We start from the raw sequence: 4910 nt of genomic DNA on the forward strand, positions 1-4910 counted from the left end.
TTTGAAGCTCTCCGAGCCGATCTGGAAGACCTGCTCGCCCTTGACGTTGGCGACCTTCGAGATTTCCGGGACCGAGGCGATGATCTTGTCCACCGGCACCACGGCCGACTGGTAGGCCGCGGTATTGGTGGCGGCAGCGCCGGCGCCGGCGATGGTGCCGCCGGTGCCGATAATGACGATATTGGCCTTGCGGGCTTCGCTGGGGGCGCTGGCCTGCGTCGGCGCGGCGGCGGACGGGGCAAGCTGCGCATGGGCGGCGCCGGTGGTCAGGCTGGCGGCGAGCAGCAGGGCGCCGATGGTGGTGAGACGGGCAAAGCGTTTCATGATTCTCCTCGTATAGGCACGACTGAACAGCACCTTTTGGGTGTCTGCGTCGTCTATCGGTCTTCGCAATCCGGCCGGCCCGGGCCTGACTTACAGGTGTCTGGCCAGCGGAGGGTGAACTATACGAGAGGGTGGTCAAATGTGTCGACATTTGCGGATTCGGGGTTTTCCCGAGGCGGGAGGCGGACGGCAGGCACAAAAAAGCCCGGCAAAAGCCGGGCTCCATGCGCGCCGCGGGCCGTCCATCGGCCACTGCGTCAGCGTGCTTCAGAACGCATCGCCGGGCACGCGCACCCATCCTTCCATCAGCACCCGGGCGCTGCGGCTCATGATGGCCTTGGTCACGGTCCATTCGCCGTTGACCTGCGTGGCTTCCGCGCCCACACGCAGGGTGCCCGACGGATGGCCGAAGCGCACGGCATTGCGCTCGCCACCGCCGGCGGCGAGATTGACCAGCGTGCCCGTGATGGCCGCGGCGGTGCCGATGGCCACGGCGGCCGTGCCCATCATGGCGTGATGCAGCTTGCCCATGGACAGGGCGCGCACCAGCAGGTCGACGTCGCCGGCGGCAACCTGCTTGCCGCTGGACGCAACATAGGCGGCTGGCCTGGCGACAAAGGCCACCTTCGGCGTGTGCTGCCGGGTAGCGGCTTCGCCGATATCCTTGATCAGACCCATGCGCACCGCGCCGTGGGCGCGGATGGTCTCGAACATCGCCAGCGCCCTGGGGTCGCCGTTGATGGCGTCCTGCAGTTCGGTGCCTTTGTAGCCGATGGCTTCCGCGTCCAGGAAGATGGTCGGGATGCCGGCATTGATCATGGTGGCCTTCAGCGTGCCGACGCCGGGAACCTCGAGATCGTCGATCAGGTTCCCGGTGGGGAACATGGCGCCGCCGGCGCCGTCCTCCTCGGCTGCGGGATCCATGAATTCCAGCTGGACTTCGGCGGCGGGGAAGGTCACGCCGTCGAGTTCGAAGTCACCGGTTTCCTGCACGGCGCCATTGGTGATCGGCACGTGCCCGATGATGGTCTTGCCGATGTTGGCCTGCCAGATGCGCACGATGGCCATGCCGTTTTGCGGGATGCGGCTGGGGTCGACCAGCCCGGCGCTGATGGCGAAGGGCCCGACGGCGGCGGAGAGATTGCCGCAGTTGCCGCTCCAGTCGACGAACGGCTGGTCGATGGAGACCTGGCCGAACAGGTAATCGACGTCGTGATCGGGCTTGCTGCTTTTGGAGAGGATGACGGTCTTGCTGGTGCTGGAGGTAGCGGCACCCATGCCGTCGATCTGCTTGCCGTAAGGGTCCGGGCTGCCGATGACGCGCATCAGCAGCGCATCGCGGGCCGCACCCGGCACCTGCGCGGCGTCAGGCAAATCCTGCAGGCGGAAGAACACGCCCTTGCTGGTGCCGCCACGGATGTAGGTGGCGGGAATCTTGATCTGGGGTACGTGGGCCATGGATAGTTTGTCCTGGTGAAAACGGGCGGTACGTCGCCGTACCGCCCGAACACGATGCACGAAGCCGTCAGCCCGTGCTTACGCAGCTGCCTTCGACGATTCGAGGAAGTCCTGCGCGAAGCGCTGCAGCACGCCGCCGGCTTCGTAGATCGACACTTCTTCCGCGGTATCGAGGCGGCAGGTCACGGGGACTTCCACACGCTCGCCGTTCTTGCGGTGGATGACCAGAGTGAGGTCGGTCCGGGGCTTGCGCTCGCCGATCACATCGTAGGTCTCGGTGCCGTCGATGCCCAGCGTGGCGCGGTTCACGCCCGGCTTGAACTCCAGCGGCAGCACGCCCATGCCGACCAGGTTGGTGCGGTGGATGCGCTCGAAGCCTTCGGCGGCAATGGCCTCCACGCCAGCCAGGCGCACGCCCTTGGCGGCCCAGTCGCGCGAGGAGCCCTGGCCGTAGTCGGCGCCGGCGATCACGATCAGCGGTTGCTTGCGCGCCATGTAGGTCTCGATGGCTTCCCACATGCGGGTGACCTTGCCTTCGGGCTCGACGCGGGCGAGCGAGCCTGCCTTCATCTTGCCGTCCACCACCACCATTTCATTCTTCAGGGTGGGGTTGGCGAAGGTCGCACGCTGCGCGGTAAGGTGATCGCCGCGGTGGGTCGCGTAGGAGTTGAAGTCCTCCTCGGGCAGGCCCATCTTCGCCAGGTACTCGCCGGCGGCGCTATCGAGCATGATGGCGTTGGACGGCGACAGGTGGTCGGTGGTGATGTTGTCGCCCAGCACCGCCAGCGGGCGCATGCCCGTGAGCGCGCGTTCGCCGGCCAGCGCACCTTCCCAGTACGGCGGGCGGCGGATGTATGTGCTCATCTCGCGCCAGTCGTACAGCGGGCTGACCTTTTCGCCGGTGTCGGCGGTCACGGCGAACATCGGCTCGTACACCTTGCGGAATTGCTCCGGCTTCACGCTGGCGGCTACGACGGCGTCGATTTCCGCATCGGTCGGCCAGATGTCCTTCAGGGTCACCGGCTTGCCATTGGCGTCCGTGCCCAGCACATCCTTCTCGATATCGAAGCGGATGGTGCCGGCAATGGCGTATGCCACCACCAGCGGCGGCGAGGCCAGGAAGGCCTGCTTGGCATACGGGTGGATACGGCCGTCGAAGTTCCGGTTGCCGGACAGCACGGCGGTGGCGTACAGGTCGCGGTCCACGACTTCCTTCTGGATCACCGGATCCAGCGCGCCGGACATGCCGTTGCAGGAGGTGCAGGCATAGGCCACGACGCCAAAGCCCAGTTGTTCCAGTTCCGGCAGCAGGCTGGCTTCTTCCAGGTACAGCGTGACAGCCTTGGAGCCAGGCGCCAGCGAGCTTTTCACCCACGGCTTGCGGGTCAGGCCAAGCTGGTTGGCGTTGCGTGCCAGCAGGCCGGCGGCCACCATGTTGCGCGGGTTGTTGGTGTTGGTGCAGCTGGTGATGGCGGCGATGATCACGGCGCCGTCCGGCATCAGGCCGGGCTCGTTCTCGACCTTGCCGCTGATGCCGCGCGCGGCCAGTTCGGACGTCGGCACGCGCTTGTGCGGGTTGGACGGGCCGGCGATATTGCGTACCACCGAGGACAGGTCGAACTTCAGCACGCGCGGGTACTCGGCGTGCTCCAGGCTGTCCGCCCACAGGCCGGCTTCCTTGGCATACGTCTCCACGAGCTTGACCAGTGCTTCGTCACGGCCGGTGAGCCGGAGGTACTTGATGGTCTGCTCGTCGATGTAGAACATCGCGGCGGTGGAGCCGAACTCCGGCGCCATGTTGGAAATGGTGGCGCGGTCGCCCAGCGTCAGGTGGGTGGTGCCTTCGCCGAAGAATTCGAGGTAGGACGACACGACCTTTTCCTTGCGCAGGAATTCGGTCAGGGCCAGCACGGTGTCCGTCGCGGTGATGCCCGGCTGCGGCTTGCCGGTCAGCTCCACGCCGATGATGTCCGGCAGGCGCATCCACGAGGCGCGGCCCAGCATCACGCTTTCGGCTTCCAGGCCGCCAACGCCGATGGCGATCACGCCCAGGGCGTCCACCATCGGGGTGTGGGAGTCGGTGCCGACCAGCGTGTCGGGGAAGGCCACGCCGTCTTTTACCTGCACCACCGGGCTCATGCGCTCGAGGTTGATCTGGTGCAGGATGCCGTTGCCCGGCGGAATGACGTCGACGTTCTTGAACGCCTTCTTGGTCCAGTTGATGAAATCGAAACGGTCTTCGTTGCGGCGGTCTTCGATGGCGCGGTTCTTCGCGAACGCATCGGGATCGAAGCCACCGCACTCGACGGCCAGCGAGTGGTCCACCACCAGCTGCGTCGGCACCACCGGGTTGACCATGACCGGATCGCCGCCCTGGGCCGCGATCGCGTCACGCAGGCCGGCGAGGTCCACCAGTGCGGTCTGGCCCAGGATGTCATGGCAGACCACGCGCGCCGGGAACCAGGGGAAATCCAGTTCCTGCTTGCGTTCGATGAGCTGCTTGAGGGAATCGGTCAGCGTTGCCGGGTCGCAGCGGCGCACGAGGTTCTCGGCCAGCACGCGCGACGTGTACGGCAGCTTGTCATAGGCGCCCGCCTGGATCGCGTCGACCGCGGCGCGCGTGTCGAAGAAATCCAGCTGGGTGCCGGGCAGCGGTTTGCGGTTTGCAGTGTTCATTTTGTAGGGAAGAAAGAGAGTAATGATCAGGGGGTAGCGGCCGTGCTTCGCGGCCGGCTACCCCCTCTCCCACGGGCGGTACAGGGGAGCAAACCGGCAGCCGGGTGTTACTTGCGATCCTTGATCGGCACGAACTTCAGGTTCTCCGGACCAGTGTAGTTGGCGCTGGGGCGGATGATCTTGTTGTCGATGCGCTGCTCGACGATGTGGGCAGCCCAGCCGGAGGTCCGCGAGATCACGAACAGCGGCGTGAACATGGCGGTCGGGACGCCCATCATGTGGTAGCTCACGGCGCTGAACCAGTCCAGGTTGGGGAACATTTTCTTGATGTCCCACATGGTCGTTTCCAGYCGTTCGGCGATGTCGAACATCTTGGTCGAGCCGGCGTCCTTCGACAGGCGGCGCGCCACGTCCTTGATGATCTGGTTGCGCGGGTCGCTGATGGTGTACAC

Annotated in this window: 4 protein-coding genes; all 4 read right to left on the bottom strand. The window is 65.9% G+C overall.

Annotation, left to right across the window (positions count from 1 at the left end; genetic code table 11):
• The coding region (locus tag AC1DT6_RS40020) for an asparaginase domain-containing protein (RefSeq protein ID WP_477115581.1) at positions 1 to 324 on the bottom strand (324 nt) is incomplete at its 3' end.
• Between the two features lie 267 nt (positions 325 to 591).
• The gene (prpF, locus tag AC1DT6_RS40025; protein ID WP_441637458.1) at positions 592 to 1782 is read right to left on the bottom strand and encodes a 2-methylaconitate cis-trans isomerase PrpF; all 1191 of its coding nucleotides are present in this window, start codon (positions 1780 to 1782) and stop codon (positions 592 to 594) included.
• Between the two features lie 78 nt (positions 1783 to 1860).
• Positions 1861 to 4458, bottom strand: coding sequence for a Fe/S-dependent 2-methylisocitrate dehydratase AcnD (gene acnD / locus AC1DT6_RS40030; RefSeq protein ID WP_441637459.1), 2598 nt, complete (start codon positions 4456 to 4458; stop codon positions 1861 to 1863).
• Positions 4459 to 4565: 107 nt separating this feature from the next.
• Positions 4566 to 4910: citrate/2-methylcitrate synthase (locus tag AC1DT6_RS40035; protein WP_477115582.1), on the bottom strand; the 345-nt coding region annotated here is incomplete at its 5' end.

This window comes from Cupriavidus sp. 01L45 (assembly GCF_056399885.1).